The sequence below is a fragment of the Streptomyces sp. NPDC050546 genome, from assembly GCF_044457425.1.
In the GTDB taxonomy this organism is placed as follows: domain Bacteria; phylum Actinomycetota; class Actinomycetes; order Streptomycetales; family Streptomycetaceae; genus Streptomyces.
Genome location: NZ_JBITGX010000005.1, coordinates 330,761 through 345,684 on the forward strand (window position 1 = coordinate 330,761; position 14,924 = coordinate 345,684).

Consider the following 14,924-nt stretch of genomic DNA (forward strand, 5'->3'; position numbering starts at 1 on the left):
CGGAGGCCGCACCCCACGTCCAAGGGTGCGGCCTCCGTGTAGCCAACGACCGTGGTCAGGCCAGCGTCACGGTGATGTTCCCGCGGGTCGCCTTCGAGTAGGGGCACACCTCGTGCGCCTGCTCGACGAGCGCCCGCGCGGCACCCCGCTCCACCTTCGGCAGGTCGGCCGAGATCTCGACGATGATCCCGAAGCCGTCCCCGTTCTTCCCGAGGCCGACGCTGGCGGTGACGGTCGACCCGGTGAGGTCGGCGCCCGTCTCCCGGGCGACGACGCCGAGGGCGCCCTGGAAGCAGGCGCTGTAGCCGGCGGCGAAGAGCTGCTCGGGGTTGGTGCCGGCGCCACTGCCTCCCATGGCCTGCGGTGGATTGACGACGACGTCGAGCCGGCCGTCATCGGTGGCCACGCGCCCGTCGCGCCCGCCCTCCGCGGTGGCGACGGCGGTGTACAGGACGTCGGACTGCTGGATCGGCATGCGGTTGTGTTCCTTCGGTCGTCCGCCGCGGCTCGCGCCCGGGCCGAGCGGATTCGGAAAAAACTTACCGCATGCCGAAAACCAACAGAAGGCGTCAGAGCTTGACGATCATCTTCCCGGTGTTGTCACCGCGCAGCACGCCCAGGAACGCCTCGAGGTTGTTCTCGATGCCCTCGACGACGGTCTCGCGGTACTTCAGCTCACCGGAGGCGACCCACGGGGCGACCTCGCGCACGAACTCCGGCTGGAGGTCGTAGTGGTCCCCGACGAGGAAGCCCTCGATACGGCCACGCGTCGCGATCAGGCGGGCGAGGTTCCGCGGGCCCGGGGCGGGCTCGGTGTTGTTGTAGACGGAGATCATGCCGCAGACGGCGATCCGACCACCCTGGTTGAGGGACCCGATGGCCGCCTCCAGGTGGTCACCACCCACATTGTCGAAGTACACGTCGATCCCGTCCGGAGCGGCGGCACGCAGCTGCCCGCTCACGGGCCCGTCCTTGTAGTTGAAGGCGGCGTCGAAGCCGTACTCCTCCACGAGGAGCTTCACCTTCTCCTCGGACCCGGCGGACCCGATGACCCGCGAGGCGCCCTTCAGCCTGGCGATCTGCCCGACCTGGCCGCCCACGGCACCGGCGGCACCGGACACGAACACGGTGTCGCCCTCCTTGAAGGAGGCGGTGCGCAGCAGCCCCGCGTAGGCGGTGAGGCCGGTCATGCCCAGCACACCGAGGTACGTCGACAGCGGCGCGGCGTCCGCGTCCACCTTGACGGCGTTCTTCGCGGCCACGACGGCGTACTCGCGCCACCCGAGGAAGTGCAGTACGTGATCCCCGACGGCCAGCCCGTCGACGTTGGAGGCCACGACCTCGCCGACGGCGCCACCCTGCATGACCTTGCCCAGCTCGAACGGGGCGACGTAGGACTTCGCGTCACTCATGCGGCCACGCATGTACGGGTCCACGGAGAGGTACTTGTTCCGCACGAGGACCTGCCCCTCGCCCGGCTGCGGGACCTCCGCCTCGACGAAGGCGAAGTCCTCGGGCTTCGGCCAGCCGACGGGGCGGCTCGCCAGGTGCCACTCGCGGCTGACGGCGGGGAGGGTGGGGGTGTCGGTCATGATGCGCCTGTCCTCACTGGTCGATGCGGATGTTTCAGTAACTGAAACAACCATGCTCCTGAAAATTTCATGTTGTCAAATAACCGGGTACCCTCGATGTCATGGTTTCCACCACACCGACCCCTGACTCCCGCCCCGACGCACTGACCCTCGAGGTCGTCGAGCTCATCGGGGAGGTCGTGGCCCGGTTCCACGAGGACTACGAGGAGGCGGCGGCGGAACACTCCCTCACCGGGGCGCAGGCGCGGCTGCTGAGCCTGCTGTGCCTCGAGGCGCTGCCCATGCGGAGGCTCGCCCAGCGGTTGAAGTGCGAGCCGTCCAACGTCACGGGGATCGTGGACCGGCTGGAGGCGCGGGGGCTGGTGGAACGGCAGCCGGATCCCGCGGACCGGAGGGTGAAGGTGGCGGCGGCGACGCCGGAGGGGCGGGCTGTGGCCCGGAGTCTGCGGGAGGCGCTGCGGTTCGCGCGGGAGCCGCTTGCCGGGTTGTCGGAGGGGGAGAGGGTGGCGTTGCGGGATGCGTTGCGGGGGATGCTGGGGTAAGGCTTGCCGGGGCTGCCAGGTGCTCGGCGTGGATGCTGGGGCCGGGTGGGTGCGCAGCCCGGCGGAGCGGGGTGCCGCTGCGCCCACCCGTGCCGCCCCTAGCGGCACGCATGCCCGCAGCGGCGGGCGCCGACGGACGTAAGGGGACGTGTCGGGGGGTGTTCGCCCGCAGTGGTTGGCGCGTCAACGCCAGTGAGTCGGTGTGAGGCCCCATCGCGCCAATCCGAGGACGGACACCCCCCGGCGCGGCCCCGACCCACCACGACCCCTCAGGCGACTACGTGCACCACCACAAGAAGCGGTTGCACGTCTTCGTAGGGGACGGTTCCGGAGTCGGAGCCGGGGTCGTCGGGTCCGGGGTTCGGGTCGGGGCCGGAGCCGGAGGCGCCGCCGTGGGGGTCGAGGCCGGGCGGCTCGGGGGCGTTTCCGCCGTGGGAGACCGAGTCGGTTCAGGGGCCTTCGACTTCTCGTCGTTCGGGGATGCGGAAGCCGACGGCGAGTCAGACGCCCCTGGGGAAGGGGACCTCGACGCTCCCTCGACCCCAGGCGTGTCGCCCGCAGGGCGGACCGTCTCGCCCGCCTCCGCCGGCTCACCCTCCGCCTCCGCCGGCTTCGACGTCGACTTGGGTGCGTCCATGCCCAGTTCCGCGAGGCTCAGCCCACCCGCCGCCAGCACGAACCCCGCCGCGATGAACAGGGTCCGCCGCCGCCGCCGGCGATGCGCGGCCGCCTTCCGGTCCCGTCGGCTCGCGCCACCTGGACCGTCAGCGGCAGGCCCGCGCCCTCGCCCGGTGCCACGCCGCCGAGCGGCACGCCCCACCGGCTCACCACCGTCGGAGTCGTCATGCTCCCCGTGCTCACGGCCCCCGTGCTCACGCTCCTCGGGCTCGGGTCCATACTCCGGCTCACGCCGCCGCAGCGCATCCGCCGAGGTGCCACACCCCGGGCACGCCAGCGCGCCGTTGAGGTGCCGTCGGCACGGGTCGCAGTAGTCCATGACGCGGGAAGATTAAGTTCCGCGCCGGTCACGTTCCTAGATCCAGCTGTGAAGGTTCTGTACGGACACGCCTCACCCATGGTTTCGAAACTGTCGAAACCGTTATGCGCGCGACCCATTGACACCCCGACCACCGCATCCTTACTGTCACGCCAGCATTTCGAACGTGTGCCGAAATCTCGAACACGTCGAACTGGCTGAACGAACCGAATGACTGACGGAACTGAGCCGACGAAGCTGCGAGGGACAACCGCCGTGCGCATCACCGGAATCAGCACACACGTGGTCGGGACGCCGTGGCGCAACCTGACCTACGTCCAGGTGCACACCGACGAGGGGATCACCGGAGTCGGCGAGACCCGGATGCTGGGACACACCGACGCCCTTCTCGGATATCTGAGGGAGGCCGAGGCCAACCACATTCTCGGCTCCGACCCCTTCGCTGTCGAGGACCTCGTCAAGCGCATGAAGTACGGCGACTACGGCCGCGCGGGCGAGATCGTGATGTCCGGTATCGCCGTGATCGAGATGGCGTGCTGGGACATCAAGGGCAAGGCCCTCGGCGTCCCCGTCTGGCAGCTGCTGGGCGGCAAGGTCACCGACAAGGTCAAGGCGTACGCCAACGGCTGGTACACCACGGAGCGGACGCCCGAGGCGTACCACAAGGCCGCCCAGGGCGTGATGGAGCGCGGCTACCGGGCGCTCAAGATCGACCCGTTCGGCACGGGTCACTTCGAGCTGGACCACCAGGGGACCCTGTACGCCGTCTCCCTCATCGAGGCCGTCCGGGACGCCATCGGCCCCGAGGCGGAGCTGATGCTGGAGATGCACGGCCGCTTCTCCCCCGCCACGGCCGTACGCCTGGCCAGGGAGCTGGCGCCGTTCAACCCGGCGTGGCTGGAGGAGCCGGTCCCGCCGGAGAACCTCAAGGCGCTGGAGAAGGTCGCGGCCAAGGTCGACATGCCGGTCGCCACCGGTGAGCGCATCCACGACCGGATCGAGTTCCGGGAGCTGTTCGAGAGCCAGGCCGTCGACATCATCCAGCCGGACGTCGGCCATATCGGTGGAATCTGGGAGACCAGGAAGCTCGCCGCGACGGCGGAGACCCACTACATGCTGGTGGCCCCGCACAACGTCGGCGGCCCGGTCCTCACCGCCGCGTCCCTCCAGGTCGGCTTCACCTCCCCGAACTTCAAGATCCTGGAGCACTTCAACGACTTCGCGGACGCGGAGATCAAGAAGGTCGTCAAGGGCGCCCCGCAGGTGAACCCGGAGGACGGCTGCTTCCACCTCTCCGACGCCCCCGGTCTCGGCGTCGAGCTGGACACGGACGCCGCTGCCGAGTTCCCGCAGCAGCAGGCCCGTTTCGACCTCTGGGCGGAGGGCTGGGAGCAGCGCAAGCCCAAGGGCAAGCAGTGACCGTCCGGCCCCCGGAAACCCGGAACCGGCAACCGAAACCTTCGAAAACCGGAGGAGCGACGTGAGCACCGCGGTAGTGATCGACGCCCCGGGCGAGCACCGGCTCGTCCCGCACGAGCCCCGGCAGCCCGAGGCCGGCGAGGCGCTGGTCCGTGTCCACGCCTCCGGCATCTGCGGCAGCGACCGCGAGGTCTACCAGGGCAACCGCCCCGAGGGCTACGTCCGCTACCCGCTCACCCCGGGCCACGAGTGGTCCGGGACGGTCGAGGCGGTGGGCGCGGGCGTCCCCGGGTCCCTCGTCGGCCGCAAGGTCGTCGGTGAGGGCTTCCGCAACTGCCAGGTCTGCGACCGCTGCCACGCGGGCGACACGACGCTGTGCACGGCCGGTTACGAGGAGACGGGGTTCACCCAGCCGGGCGCGATGGCGACGACGCTGACGCTCCCGGCCCGGCTGCTCCACACCCTCCCGGACGACTGCGACCTGACCGCCGCGGCCCTCCTGGAGCCCGCCGCCTGCATCGCGGCCGCCGCACTGAAGGCGAACGCGCAGCCCGGCGAGCGGGTGGCCGTGGTCGGCACGGGCACGCTCGGCATGTTCGCCGTGCAGTTCCTGAAGGCGAACTCGCCGGCCGAGCTGCTGGTGGTCGGCACCCGCAGGGACCGTGAGGCGCTGTCGCGGCAGTACGGCGCGACGGACTTCCGGACGAAGGACCAGGAACTCCCGGACGACATCGACGTGGTGATCGAGACGGCCGGTTCGGCGGACGCCGCCCGGATCTCCGCCGCCCTGCTCCGGCGGGGCGGCCGGCTGGCCCTGACGGGCATCCCGGCGCCGGGTGCCGACGGCCTCGACCCGACCGATCTCGTCGTGAAGCAGCTGGAGGTGCACACCGTCTTCGGTGCTCCGCCGGACGCCTGGGCGCACACGGTGCGGGTGTTCGCCGCCGGTCTGCTCGATCCGCTGCCGCTGGTGACGCACGAGCTGCCGCTCGCCGAGTTCTCGCAGGCCATCGAGCTGGTGGGAGCCGGTGATCCGAAGGTGGGCAAGGTGTTGCTCCGCCCGTAGACGTACGCCGGTACGGGGGCAACCTGACGGCTCCCGTACCGGCGTACACCCCAAGCCTTGCCGTACCCAGAGCCGCGAACCTCGTCCGAAATATCGAACCGAAGGACTTTCCTGTGACCGACGCTCCCGCCACGGCAGCCCGCAGGCCCGGTGAGCAGGCGCTCGCCGACCTCGGCCTGAAGGCGCCCGCCCTCGACCCCGCCGACGCCTCGCCGCACTCCTTCCCCGGCGGCGGCCGCTGGCGCACCGAGATCCCCTCCTGCGAGGGTCCCGAGGCGCTGGCGGTGGTCCTGAAGGAGGCCTCGCGGCTGGACGTGCCGATCCACCGGATCAGCCAGGGCAGCGGTGTCTGGATGCTGACCGACGCCGAGATCACCGAGATGGTCGAGTCGACGGCCGAACGCGACATCGAGCTCTGCCTGTTCACCGGCCCGCGCGGCACCTGGGACATCGGCGGCTCGACCCGGACCGACTCGCGCGGCGCGGGCCTCAGAGCCCGCGGCCACGACGCCGTCGCCGGATGTGTCGAAGACGCCGTCCGGGCCACGGAGTTGGGTGTCAAGTGCCTGCTCGTCGCCGACGAGGGCGTGCTGTGGACCCTGCACCGGGCGCGCGCGGCCGGCATCATCCCGGCCGACACCACGCTGAAGGTCTCCGCGCTCATCGGCCCGGTCAACCCGGCGGCGTACGCGGTCTACGAGCGTCTCGGCGCCGACTCGGTCAACGTGCCCAGCGACCTGACGCTCGATCACCTCACCGAGATCCGCCGGGTGTCGGGCGCTCCCATGGACATGTACATCGAGGCCCCCGACGACCTCGGCGGCTACGTCCGGATGTACGAGGTCGCCGAACTCATCCGGCGCGGCGCCCCGTTGTACCTGAAGTTCGGCCTGTCGAAGGCGCCCGGGATCTACCCCTACGGGCACCACATGCGGGAGTTGACGCTGGCCACCGCCAAGGAACGCGTGCGCCGCGGCCGGCTCGCCCTGGACCTCCTGGCGCGCCACGGGGCGGACGGCGACATGGCGCCGCTCGGCTCGCGACTGCCGGGCGATCTGCAACGGTTCGAAATCTCGGCATAACGTTCCGGAAACTCGGCTTCACAAAAGAAGACACAGCCGACCACAATCCGACACATCTCTTCTCGGTCTTTCCGGCACGACCACCCGGAGCGACTTCGCGCCTCCCAGACCGAGCCCTGCACACAGATCAAGGATGATCAATATGCGTAACCGCAGAGCCGCTCTCGCCGCCATAGCCGGAGCCGCGTCCCTCGCCCTGACCCTGTCCGCCTGCGGCCAGAGCAGCGAGGGCGGCAGCAAGGAGAGCGAGGGAGACGCCAAGGGAGGCACCATCGGCATCGCGATGCCGACCAAGTCCTCCGAGCGCTGGATCGCCGACGGCAAGAACGTCGTGACGGAGCTGGAGGCCAAGGGCTACAAGACCAAGCTGGTCTACGGCGAGGACGACCCGGACCAGCAGGTCTCGCAGGTCGAGAACCTGATCACGCAGGGCGTCAAGGCGCTGATCGTCGCCGCCATCGACAACAAGTCGATGAACAACGTGCTCCAGCAGGCCAAGGACGCGAACATCCCGGTCATCTCCTACGACCGCCTGATCCTCGGCACGCAGAACGTCGACTACTACGCGTCGTTCGACAACGAGAAGGTCGGCGAGCTCCAGGGCAGCTACATCGTCGAGAAGCTCGGACTGAAGGACGGCAGCAAGAAGGGCCCCTTCAACATCGAGCTGTTCGCCGGCTCCAACGACGACAACAACACCCGCTACTTCTTCGGCGGCGCGATGAAGGTCCTCCAGCCCTACATCGACAAGAAGCAGCTCGTCGTCCGCTCCGGCCAGACCAAGCTCAACCAGGTCACCACCCTGCGTTGGGACGGCGGCACCGCCCAGAAGCGCATGGACGACATCCTGACCTCGGCCTACAAGAGCGAGCGCGTCGACGCCGTCCTCTCCCCCTACGACGGCATCTCCATCGGCATCCTGTCGGCGCTGAAGTCCGACGACTACGGCTCCAAGGCCAAGCCGCTGCCGATCGTCACCGGCCAGGACGCCGAGGTCGCCTCGGTGAAGTCGATCATCGCCGGCCAGCAGTCGATGAGCGTCTTCAAGGACCTCCGCAAGCTCGCCAAGGTGTCCTCGAACATGGTCGACGCGCTGCTGAACGACAAGAAGCCCGAGGTCAACGACACCAAGACCTACGACAACGGCGCGAAGGTCGTCCCGGCCTACCTGCTGGAGCCGGTCGCCGTCGACAAGAGCAACTACCAGAAGGAGCTCGTCGACTCCGGCTACCTCAAGGAGAGCGACGTCAAGTAGTCCCCGCCACCGACCGACGATTCACCACTGATTGGAAGGCACGACCATGGCGGGACCCGTCCTGGAAATGCGCTCGATCGTCAAGACCTTTCCCGGCGTCAAGGCGCTTTCGGACGTCACGCTGACCGTCCGGCAGGGCGAGGTCCACGCCATCTGCGGGGAGAACGGCGCCGGCAAGTCGACCTTGATGAAGGTCCTCTCCGGCGTCCACCCGCACGGCACCTACGAGGGCGACATCCTCTTCGAGGGAGAGGTCTGCCAGTTCAAGGACATCCGGGCCAGCGAAGAGCGCGGCATTGTGATCATCCACCAGGAACTGGCCCTGGTGCCCTACCTCTCCCTCGCGGAGAACATCTTCCTCGGCAACGAGCACGCCACCCGGGGGATCATCAGCTGGACCGAGACCCTGCGGCACGCCACCGAACTGCTGCGCCGGGTCGGTCTCACCGACCACCCGGACACCCGCGTCGCCGACATCGGCGTGGGCAAGCAGCAGCTCGTGGAGATCGCGAAGGCCCTGTCGAAGAAGGTGAAGCTGCTCATCCTGGATGAGCCGACCGCCGCGCTGAACGACGAGGACAGCGGCAAACTCCTCGATCTCATCCTGGAGTTGAAGAAGCAGGGCATCACCTCGATCATCATCTCCCACAAGCTCAACGAGATCCGCAAGGTCGCCGACTCGGTGACGATCATCCGTGACGGCCAGAGCATCGAGACCCTCGATGTGAAGGCCCAGGAGACCACCGAGGACCGGATCATCAGCGGCATGGTCGGGCGCGACCTGGAGCACCGCTTCCCGGAGCGGTCTCCGCACCAGCCCGAGAAGGGTGTGGCGCCCGCCCTGGAGATCCGGGACTGGACCGTGCACCACCCGATCGACCAGCAGCGCAAGGTCGTCGACGATGTGTCGCTCCAGGTGCGGCGCGGCGAGATCGTCGGCATCGCGGGCCTGATGGGCGCCGGCCGCACCGAACTCGCGATGAGCGTCTTCGGGCGGACGTACGGCCGGTACGCGGGCGGCACCGTCCTCAAGGACGGGACCGAGATCCGTACGAAGACCGTCCCCGAGGCGGTCAAGCACGGGATCGCGTACGTCACCGAGGACCGCAAGCACTACGGCCTCAACCTCATCGACACCATCAACCGGAACATCTCGCTGAGCGCCCTGGGCAAGGTCGCCAAGCGCGGTGTGGTCGACGAGCACGAGGAGCGGCAGGTCGCCGAGGGCTTCCGCAAGTCCATGAACATCAAGGCGCCGACCGTCTTCGAGCCGGTGGGCAAGCTGTCCGGCGGCAACCAGCAGAAGGTCGTCCTCAGCAAGTGGATCTTCTCGGGTCCGGACGTGCTGATCCTGGACGAGCCCACGCGCGGTATCGACGTCGGTGCCAAGTACGAGATCTACACGGTCATCGACCAGCTGGCCGCCCAGGGCAAGGCGGTCGTCTTCATCTCCTCCGAGCTGCCCGAACTGCTCGGCATGTGCGACCGCATCTACACGATGGCCGCGGGGCGGCTGACCGGTGAGTTCTCACGGGCGGAGGCCTCCCAGGAATCGCTGATGCGTCAGATGACGAAGGACAAAGAGGTATCCCGATGAGCACGGACGTGACCGCCAAGACGCCGGCCCCGGCGCCGACCGGCAAGGGAGGGGAGGGCGCCGGCAACGGACTGCTGCAGCTGATGCTGGACGGTATGCGCCGCAACATGCGGCAGTACGGCATGCTGTTCGCCCTCGGCCTGATCGTGGTCCTGTTCGCCGTGTGGACCGACGGCGACCTGCTGCTGCCGCGCAACGTCTCCAACCTGGTGCTGCAGAACAGCTACATCCTGATCCTCGCGATCGGCATGATGCTGGTCATCATCGCGGGCCATATCGACCTCTCGGTCGGCTCGCTGACGGCGTTCGTCGGGTCGATGGCCGCCGTGTTCATGGTCAAGCAGGACTTGCCGTGGCCACTGGCCGTGGTGCTGTGCCTGGCCGTGGGCGCGGTCGCGGGTGCCATCCAGGGGTTCTTCATCGCGTACGGCGGCATACCGTCGTTCATCGTGACCCTGGCGGGCATGCTGATCTTCCGCGGTCTGACCGAGATCTTCCTGGAGGGGCAGACGCTCGGCCCGTTCCCGGAGGGCCTGCAGAAGGTCGCCAACGGCTTCCTGCCCGAGGTCGGCCCGAAGACCAACTACCACAACCTGACGCTGCTGCTGGGCTTCGCGATGATCGCCTTCGTGGTCTTCCAGGAGGTCCGTGACCGCAAGCGGCAGCAGGAGTTCAACCTGGACGTCCCGCCGGCCAAGCTGTTCCTGCTGAAGCTGGTCGCGCTCGGCGCCGCCATCCTCACCCTGACGATGCTGCTGGCCAGCTACAAGGGCGCCCCGATCGTCCTGCTGATCCTCGGAGTGCTGCTCGTCGGCTTCGGCTACGTGATGCGCAACGCGATCATCGGCCGCCACATCTACGCGATCGGCGGCAACCTGCCCGCGGCCAAGCTGTCGGGTGTGAAGGACAAGAAGGTCACCTTCCTGGTCTTCCTGAACATGGGCATGCTCGCGGCCCTGGCGGGTCTGGTCTTCGCCGCCCGCTTCAACGCGGCCTCTCCCAAGGCCGGCCTCAACTTCGAGCTGGAGGCGATCGCGGCCTCGTTCATCGGCGGTGCGTCGATGAGCGGCGGTGTCGGCACCGTGCTCGGCGCGATCATCGGCGGCCTGGTCCTGGGCGTGCTGAACAACGGTATGAACCTCGTCGGCATCGGCACCGACTGGCAGCAGGTCATCAAGGGCCTGGTCCTGCTGGCGGCGGTCGGGTTCGACGTGTGGAACAAGCGCAAGGTCGGTTCGTAAGTCAGATCGGGGCCCCGCCGGGAAGGCGGGGCCCTCTCCTTATACGGGAGCCGCACGCATGGAACTGAACAGACGCACGGTCATCGCCGGAGCAGCGGCGGCGGGAGTCGCCGCCACCACCCTCGGCGGCACGGCGCACGCCACGGGAGGCAGGAAGCCGGTGAAGACGCTCTTCGGCAAGCTCGCCGACGGCACCAAGATCTACAGCTGGGCCCTGGAGAACGGCGGCACCCGCCTGAAGGTCCTCTCCTACGGCGGCATCGTCCAGTCGCTGGAGATACCCGACCGCCGCGGCCGCTACGCCAACGTCTCCGCCGGCTTCGACAACGTCGAGGACTACGTCGCCAAGAGCCCGTACTTCGGCGCCCTGATCGGCCGCTACGGCAACCGCATAGGCAAGGGGAAGTTCACCCTCGACGGCAAGGACTACCAGCTCTCCGTCAACGACGGCGAGCAGAGCCTGCACGGCGGCGCCAAGGGCTTCGACAAGCGCGTGTGGGACGTCGAGCCGTTCACCAAGGGCTCGGACGTCGGTCTGCACCTGTACTACACGAGCGTCGACGGCGAGATGGGCTACCCGGGCACGCTCAAGGCCAAGGTGACGTACACGCTCACCCGGCACGGCGACTGGCGCATCGACTACGAGGCCACCACCGACAAGGCCACCGTCGTCAACCTCACCAGCCACGTGTACTGGAACCTCGCCGGTGAGGGCAGCGGCACGATCGAGGACCACGAGCTCCAGATCGCCGCCTCCCGCTACACGCCCACCGACGCGGGCCTGATCCCCACGGGCGAGCTGGCCAAGGTCGCGGGCACGCCCTTCGACTTCGGCCGTGCCAAGCCGATCGGCCGGGACATCCGGGTCGCGCACCCCCAGCTGGTGACCGCCAAGGGCTTCGACCACAACTGGGTCCTCGACAAGGGCCTCACCGCCCGGCCCGAGCACGTCGCCACCCTGCGCGACCCCGCCTCCGGCCGCACCCTGAAGATCGCCACGAACGAGCCGGGCCTGCAGTTCTACTCCGGCAACTTCCTCGACGGCACGCTGACCGGCCCGTCCGGCCGCACCTACCGGCAGGGCGACGCGCTCTGCCTGGAGACGCAGCACTTCCCGGACTCGCCGAACAAGCCGAAGTTCCCGTCGACGGTGCTGCGGCCCGGGCAGACGTACCGGACGACTACGATCCACACGTTCGACTGCTGATGTCCTGGGTGCCGTCCTTGGCACCACTGACAAGCCTTCACAGGTTGGACACAAGTTCTGGCCGGATTCCCAACGGTTGAACAGTGTCACCACAGTCTCCGTATGTAAGGGCGGCCCGCGCTCCCCCGCGCGGGCCGCCCTTAAACGTCGGGTCCGGCCGTCCCCAACGGACCCGCCTCATACGGAGGTTCCATGGCCGACAACGTCACGTCGCTGTTCCGCAGTACCGCGGCACACAGCCCGTCGATGGCGGCTCTGACACGCGAGGGCGGCGAGGGAGCCGGCCCCGTGGACTTCTGTATCCCCTGCAACCCGTACTTCCCCACCCCGGCCATGTTCGACGACATGTCGGCCAGACTCCGCGACATCATCACGTACTACCCGAGCGGCGCCGACACCATCACGGCCGAGCTGTGCAGCCTGCTCCAGCTGCCGCCGCAGTGCGTGGCCATGGGCAACGGCTCCACCGAGCTCATCACCTGGATCGACCACCTCCTCGTCCGCGAGTCCCTCGCCATCCCCGTCCCCACCTTCGGCCGCTGGACCGACCAGCCCATGGAGACCGGCAAGCGGGTCGACATGTTCCCGCTCCAGGAGTCCAGCGGCTTCGCCCTCGACCTCGCGCAGTACGCCGAGTTCATCCGCGCCCGGGGCACGCGCGTCGCCGTCATCTGCAACCCGAACAACCCCGACGGCGGCTTCCTCCACAAGCACGCCATCGTGCAGTTCATGGACGCCATGGCCGACCTCGACCTGGTCGTCATCGACGAGTCGTTCCTGGAGTTCGCGGACGCCGAGGCCGAGCCGTCCGTCGTCCAGGAGGCCATGCTGCGGCCCAACGTCATCGTGCTGCGCAGCCTCGGCAAGAACTTCGGCCTGCACGGCATCCGCTTCGGCTACCTCGTCGCCAACCCGGCGCTCGCGGGCCGGGTCCGGTCGATGCTGCCGAAGTGGAACCTCAACTCCTTCGCCGAGCATGTGGTGTTCATGCTCAAGGAGCACGGCGCCGAGTACGCGCAGAGCCTCCAGCAGGTCCGCCGCGACCGGCTCGACATGGCCAGCCAGCTCTCTTCCCTGCCCGGTCTTACGGTCTACCCGTCGCAGGGCAACTTCCTCTTCGTGCGCCTCCCCGTGGGCGCCGAGGGCACCGTGGTCCGGGACAGGATGCTCACCGAGCACCGGATCCTGGTCCGCGAGTGCGGCAACAAGATCGGCTCGTCCAGCCGCTTCCTGCGTCTCGTGGTGCGCCCCCAGGTGGACGTGCGTCGCCTGGTGTCCGGCCTGGAACAGGTGCTCTACGGGACGTCCAGGAGGGGAGCCGCCGTACCGGAGCTGGGCAACGGGACCAGCTACAGCTCGGGTACGGCGGCCGTGGACCGCCTGGTGAGTGAGACCAACGGGTCGGGCATGCGGGGGCTCGCCGCTCAGGCCACCGGTTTCGGTGGTCCGGTGCCCGCCGCGGCCCCGGCCGCCGCCGGCACCGGCATGCCGCTCCCCGCCGCCGCGTCCGCTGTGCCGGCGGGCCCGGGCGGAGGGATGCCGATGCCGGCGGCGGCGCAGATGGGCCAGATGACGCAGCTGGGTCAGATGGGGCAGCAGCAGATGCCACAGGCTGTGCCGCAGCCCGTGCCCCAGCAGGTGCCGCAGCCCGCCCCGCAGCCCATGGCGGCCCCGGTCCAGCAGCCGCTGGCACCCGTGGCCCAGGCGCCGGCTCCGGTCCCCACCCCAGCCCCAGCCCCGGCGCCGGTCCCTGCTCCGGCGCCGGCTCCCGTGCCCACACCGGCCCCCGGGCCGACCCCGCCGGGTGTTCCCGCCCGGGGTGGACTGACCGCCGCGCAGGTCAGGGGGACGAACGGGTTGTCGCCCGCCCCGGCCACGGGCTGGCCGGGAGCGCAGGCCGCCTGGCCGAACGCGGCGGGGATGGGGCAGGCCGGGTAGCACCGCACACGTCGGATCAGCACTCCGGTTCACGGCCCAGGGGTCCGCTCACATACTCGACGCGCACCGAGTCGCTCTCACGCACCACCCACAAGGTCCCCTGGGAAGGGCGCCACTTCCGGTCCACGAGATACACCCGGTCGCCGGAGACGTAGAACAGCCGGAGGCCCGAGTACCGGAAGGCGTATGCGCTGTTCTCGGCCTTCACGCGCTGGTAGCAGGCGCCGCCCCCGCGAATCATCAGGTCCTTCTCACTGAAGACCACGACGCTGGGGAAGGCGGGCGTGTTCACCGCCCGCGCGGCTTCCTCGGCGCGGCCTCGGCCGACGATTCCCGCGTACGAGGAGACGGCCCAGAAGAGGGAGAGCAGGCACAGGACGAGGGCCAGCGCCCAGATGTTGAGGCGCAGCCGCCGTTGGGCGGTGTCGGTCGCGGCCGGCTGGGCGGGCCGGGTGAGGGCGTAGGCGGTCGCCAGGAGTCCGGGGATGGCGACGAGGGGGAGGACCAGCTCGAAGAGGGCCGGGTGCAGAACGTAGAACGGCGCCAGGGCGACGGGAGGCAGCCACCCCCAGCGCATACGGCGTACGGCGGTCTCGGCCCGCCCGGGGGAGCTCGTGACCCAGCGCTGGAGCCCGATGGCGGCGAGCAGGGCTCCGACGGCCAGGAAGGCGGGCAGGAAGAGGGCCTCGACGCTGCGCAGCAGGTACTCGCTGGTGGAGAGACGGAAGATGCTGTCGCGCAGGCCGAGGGCGCGGGTCTCCGCGTCGGTGCTGGCCCAGCCGAAGTAGAAGAGCACGGCCGCGAGCAGGGACACGAGTGAGCCGATGGTGCCGAGGAGTTCCATCCATCCAGGCCGTTGAGGACCGTCCGGCGCGGACCCGGGTTCCGGTGTGCTCGCTGGACGGACGGGGGGCGTCGGGGTCGGTGGTGATGCGGGACCAGGACCGGGCGCGGGATCAGGTAGCGGTTCGGGTACGGGATCAGGGCC

The 14,924-nt window shown here is 69.2% G+C and carries 13 protein-coding genes; 9 read left to right on the forward strand and 4 right to left on the reverse strand.

The window, feature by feature from the left end; translation table 11 throughout:
* Positions 1 to 55: 55 nt before the first annotated feature.
* Positions 56 to 475, reverse strand: coding sequence for an organic hydroperoxide resistance protein (locus tag ACIBK5_RS15290; protein ID WP_399019722.1), 420 nt, complete (start codon positions 473 to 475; stop codon positions 56 to 58).
* A gap of 94 nt (positions 476 to 569) precedes the next feature.
* Positions 570 to 1,592 (reverse strand): NADP-dependent oxidoreductase, encoded by a 1,023-nt coding sequence (locus ACIBK5_RS15295; protein ID WP_399019724.1) that lies wholly within the window; start codon positions 1,590 to 1,592, stop codon positions 570 to 572.
* A 101-nt stretch (positions 1,593 to 1,693) separates the two neighbouring features.
* Here ACIBK5_RS15295 and ACIBK5_RS15300 point away from each other — a divergent pair, with 101 nt between their 5' ends.
* Entirely contained in the window at positions 1,694 to 2,134 is a 441-nt protein-coding gene (locus ACIBK5_RS15300; protein ID WP_399019726.1) for a MarR family winged helix-turn-helix transcriptional regulator, read from the forward strand.
* A gap of 654 nt (positions 2,135 to 2,788) precedes the next feature.
* Here the strand turns inward: ACIBK5_RS15300 and ACIBK5_RS15305 are convergent.
* Positions 2,789 to 2,980 carry a hypothetical protein gene (locus tag ACIBK5_RS15305; RefSeq protein WP_399019729.1) on the reverse strand — a complete coding sequence of 64 codons (192 nt, stop codon included), beginning with the start codon at positions 2,978 to 2,980 and terminating at the stop codon, positions 2,789 to 2,791.
* 406 nt (positions 2,981 to 3,386) lie between these two features.
* On the opposite strand from ACIBK5_RS15305, the gene ACIBK5_RS15310 reads away from it, so the two are divergent.
* From ACIBK5_RS15310 to ACIBK5_RS15345, 8 genes are all read left to right on the forward strand, one after another.
* Entirely contained in the window at positions 3,387 to 4,550 is a 1,164-nt protein-coding gene (locus ACIBK5_RS15310; RefSeq protein ID WP_399019731.1) for a mandelate racemase/muconate lactonizing enzyme family protein, read from the forward strand.
* A 61-nt stretch (positions 4,551 to 4,611) separates the two neighbouring features.
* Positions 4,612 to 5,616, forward strand: coding sequence for a zinc-binding dehydrogenase (locus ACIBK5_RS15315; RefSeq protein ID WP_399019733.1), 1,005 nt, complete (start codon positions 4,612 to 4,614; stop codon positions 5,614 to 5,616).
* A gap of 113 nt (positions 5,617 to 5,729) precedes the next feature.
* The gene (locus ACIBK5_RS15320; protein WP_399019735.1) at positions 5,730 to 6,698 is read left to right on the forward strand and encodes a hypothetical protein; all 969 of its coding nucleotides are present in this window, start codon (positions 5,730 to 5,732) and stop codon (positions 6,696 to 6,698) included.
* A gap of 142 nt (positions 6,699 to 6,840) precedes the next feature.
* Positions 6,841 to 7,953: a multiple monosaccharide ABC transporter substrate-binding protein gene (gene chvE / locus ACIBK5_RS15325; protein WP_399019737.1), complete on the forward strand. Its 1,113-nt coding sequence runs from the start codon at positions 6,841 to 6,843 to the stop codon at positions 7,951 to 7,953.
* A 46-nt stretch (positions 7,954 to 7,999) separates the two neighbouring features.
* On the forward strand, positions 8,000 to 9,550 hold the full coding sequence (gene mmsA / locus ACIBK5_RS15330) for a multiple monosaccharide ABC transporter ATP-binding protein (protein ID WP_399019739.1): 1,551 nt from the start codon (positions 8,000 to 8,002) through the stop codon (positions 9,548 to 9,550).
* The gene (gene mmsB / locus ACIBK5_RS15335; protein ID WP_399019741.1) at positions 9,547 to 10,791 is read left to right on the forward strand and encodes a multiple monosaccharide ABC transporter permease; all 1,245 of its coding nucleotides are present in this window, start codon (positions 9,547 to 9,549) and stop codon (positions 10,789 to 10,791) included. Before mmsA ends, mmsB begins: the two co-directional genes overlap by 4 nt.
* 58 nt (positions 10,792 to 10,849) lie before the next feature.
* Positions 10,850 to 11,998, forward strand: a complete 1,149-nt coding sequence (locus ACIBK5_RS15340) for an aldose epimerase family protein (protein WP_399019744.1) — start codon at positions 10,850 to 10,852, stop codon at positions 11,996 to 11,998.
* A 192-nt stretch (positions 11,999 to 12,190) separates the two neighbouring features.
* A complete protein-coding gene (locus ACIBK5_RS15345) occupies positions 12,191 to 13,936 on the forward strand; it encodes a pyridoxal phosphate-dependent aminotransferase (protein WP_399019746.1) in 1,746 nt (581 codons plus the stop codon).
* Between the two features lie 16 nt (positions 13,937 to 13,952).
* Here ACIBK5_RS15345 and ACIBK5_RS15350 read toward each other — a convergent pair whose 3' ends face one another.
* Positions 13,953 to 14,780: a hypothetical protein gene (locus ACIBK5_RS15350; RefSeq protein WP_399019748.1), complete on the reverse strand. Its 828-nt coding sequence runs from the start codon at positions 14,778 to 14,780 to the stop codon at positions 13,953 to 13,955.
* Positions 14,781 to 14,924: the final 144 nt, after the last annotated feature.